Consider the following 3,140-nt stretch of genomic DNA (forward strand, 5'->3'; position numbering starts at 1 on the left):
AACCACCCGTTAGACGGGTGGTCATGATTTCAAGGCTCGTTTTACTACTATTTGAAGTCAGATAAATTAAATTTTTTCCTAATAACGACATCTCGGAAAAATTGCAGAATGTAGATTAGTCAACATTTTATTAATACTAGTTGTATAGTTCTATCAGAAACAATCAAGAGCGCTAAATTAAATCTGAGTAAGAAATAGTACAGGGAAACTAATACTAAACCTCAGATAACCTCACGGAGGAATATGGTGTGCTATATGCTATAATAGAAAATCTATAACATTTATAAAATGACAAAAAATTAAGCATGAGAATGACATACGAACTGTTTCATTATTGTAAATAATAAGGGGAATCAAAAAAATAAATGATGAGTATAATCTAAACTAAAAATTGGGAATACTAAAGATTAGCACCAAATCTAATGATAAACACGTCTCTGTTAATTAGAGGTTCTGATTTGAGTGAGAATATTTAACGAAATTATGAAAAAAATAAATGGATTACTTGAACGACTGAACATAATGTAAAATAACAAGTAAAAAAATAGAACTATTCTTTAAATATCACTAGTTTGATTCGTATAGAGAGCCAGTAAAGGAATCATCAATCGCGGTTCATCGGTTGGTAAAAACTTTAAATAAAAACTAAAATATGGTAAAATAACGATTGTATAACATTTTGAGGAGACAGTTATGAAGACAAAAACACTTGCACAAGTTGATGGAATTCTTGGAATCATTGTAGGAGCTGTTTTGGCGATCTTACCAGTTGTTATAGTTATGATTGCGGCTATTTCTGACAATGAAGATTTAGCGGGATTTGTTTTGGGAGTTGTTTTCCTTGTTTTTACTTTAGTAAAAATTGCAACTCTTATCCTAGGAATTCTCACTCTTGTCTATTATAAGGATGACAAACGTATCTCACTTGCGCCGTCTATCTTGTTTATCGTTGGATCGGGAGTAGCATTGATTCCATTCTTGGGATGGATCGGTGGAATAATCCTCATCATTGGTGGAGCGCTATACTTGTCGAGCTTAAAACATTTCCAAATTGAAGGATAGTTCTATACATAAAGGGAAGAGTCAAGAAGTCTCTTCTCTTTTTCGATTGATTTTGACTAGCTTTTTTGTGAAAAATTGTGTAAAATAGAATAGATAAACGAGGGAAACCTCGGAAAATAAAAGGAGTATCCATCAAATGGTAAAATTGGTTTTTGCTCGCCACGGTGAGTCTGAATGGAACAAAGCTAACCTTTTCACTGGTTGGGCTGATGTTGATTTGTCTGAAAAAGGAACACAACAAGCGATTGACGCTGGTAAATTGATCAAAGAAGCTGGTATCGAATTTGACCAAGCTTATACTTCAGTATTGAAACGTGCGATCAAAACAACTAACTTGGCTCTTGAAGCATCTGACCAATTGTGGGTTCCAGTTGAAAAATCATGGCGCTTGAACGAACGTCACTACGGTGGTTTGACTGGTAAAAACAAAGCTGAAGCTGCTGAACAATTTGGTGATGAGCAAGTTCACATCTGGCGTCGTTCATACGATGTATTGCCTCCAGCAATGCCTCGTGATGATGAGTACTCAGCTCATACTGACCGTCGTTATGCTTCACTTGATGACTCAGTAATTCCAGATGCTGAAAACTTGAAAGTGACTTTGGAACGTGCCCTTCCATTCTGGGAAGATAAAATCGCTCCAGCTCTTAAAGATGGTAAAAACGTATTCGTAGGAGCACACGGTAACTCAATCCGTGCTCTTGTAAAACACATCAAACAATTGTCAGACGACGAAATCATGGACGTAGAAATCCCTAACTTCCCACCATTGGTATTCGAATTTGACGAAAAATTGAACGTAGTTTCTGAATACTACCTTGGAAAATAAACATCATAAAGCCTAGGATGATTCCTAGGTTTTTGATTTTCGAAACATACAGTCTGAGGTAGAAGAAAACTTGAGCTGAGATTTTGGAAGGCTGAATTCTCAAACTAAGTTTCACCGTTAGTACAAGTGGATATTACTTTGAGAAGTTACCGTTCAAGATTTAAGAATTCAAAAAACAATTAAGCTTGTCAAAGCAGAGGATTCTTGTTATAATAGTTAAGATGGAGGCGTTATGGCACTTAAAAAAGCAAGTCTAGCCTGTGCGGTTTGTGGTTCTAGAAACTATTCGATTAAGATTAGTGGAAATCCAAAACCAACACGCTTAGAAGTAAATAAATTTTGTAAACACTGTGGCAAGTACACCACACACCGAGAAACGAGATAGGAGAAAACGATGCGTTTTATTAAGGACATTTTTAAACTTCTTAAAGAAACAACTTGGCCGACTCGCAAGGAAAGTTGGTTAGATTTTAAATCTATCATGGAATACACTGCTTTCTTTGTAGTGATGATTTATATTTTTGACCAATTGATTGTTAGCGGATTGATTCGTTTTATTAATATTTTTTAAAATAAGCTAAGAAAAAGATCTAGTCGCTGAAATTCTTCAGTTAGGAAAGGAAAAAACATGGATAGTTTTGATAAAGGATGGTTTGTGCTACAAACTTATTCTGGCTACGAAAATAAAGTAAAAGAAAATCTATTGCAGCGTGCACAAACATACAATATGTTAGAAAATATTCTGCGTGTTGAGATTCCTACACAAACAGTGCAAGTGGAAAAAAATGGAAAGAAAAAAGAAATCGAAGAAAATCGCTTTCCAGGTTATGTTCTTGTAGAAATGGTTATGACCGACGAAGCATGGTTTGTTGTACGTAACACACCAAACGTAACAGGATTCGTAGGTTCACACGGAAACAGATCAAAACCAACTCCACTTTTGGAACAAGAAATTCGCGATATTTTAGTTTCTATGGGTCAAACTGTCCAAGAATTTGATATTGATGTCGAAGTTGGTCAAACTGTTCGTATTATTGACGGTGCTTTCGCTGATTACACAGGTAAGATCACAGAAATTGATAACAATAAAGTTAAGATGATTATCTCAATGTTTGGTAATGATACAGTAGCAGAAGTAAATCTTAATCAGATTGCAGAACTTTAACCAAAAAAATTATCAATATAAAATAACAAACAAAGACAATTGTAAAAGAGACAGTTGTCTTTTTTCTCCCTCACTTGTCAGTAT

5 protein-coding genes are annotated in these 3,140 nt (G+C 34.9%); all 5 read left to right on the plus strand.

Annotated elements, in window-relative coordinates:
• The first annotated feature begins 693 nt into the window (after positions 1 to 693).
• Complete coding sequence (locus HMPREF2619_RS01895; RefSeq protein ID WP_070458652.1) at positions 694 to 1,062, plus strand: hypothetical protein; 369 nt, start codon at positions 694 to 696, stop codon at positions 1,060 to 1,062.
• A 136-nt stretch (positions 1,063 to 1,198) separates the two neighbouring features.
• Positions 1,199 to 1,891: a phosphoglycerate mutase gene (locus tag HMPREF2619_RS01900; protein WP_070458655.1), complete on the plus strand. Its 693-nt coding sequence runs from the start codon at positions 1,199 to 1,201 to the stop codon at positions 1,889 to 1,891.
• A gap of 232 nt (positions 1,892 to 2,123) precedes the next feature.
• Positions 2,124 to 2,276 (plus strand): 50S ribosomal protein L33, encoded by a 153-nt coding sequence (gene rpmG, locus HMPREF2619_RS01905; protein WP_001809375.1) that lies wholly within the window; start codon positions 2,124 to 2,126, stop codon positions 2,274 to 2,276.
• Between the two features lie 9 nt (positions 2,277 to 2,285).
• Positions 2,286 to 2,462 (plus strand): preprotein translocase subunit SecE, encoded by a 177-nt coding sequence (secE, locus tag HMPREF2619_RS01910; RefSeq protein WP_001211016.1) that lies wholly within the window; start codon positions 2,286 to 2,288, stop codon positions 2,460 to 2,462.
• 57 nt (positions 2,463 to 2,519) lie between these two features.
• Positions 2,520 to 3,056, plus strand: a complete 537-nt coding sequence (nusG, locus tag HMPREF2619_RS01915; RefSeq protein WP_045763385.1) for a transcription termination/antitermination protein NusG — start codon at positions 2,520 to 2,522, stop codon at positions 3,054 to 3,056.
• Positions 3,057 to 3,140: the final 84 nt, after the last annotated feature.

The sequence above is a fragment of the Streptococcus sp. HMSC074B11 genome, assembly GCF_001808705.1.
Lineage (GTDB): Bacteria > Bacillota > Bacilli > Lactobacillales > Streptococcaceae > Streptococcus.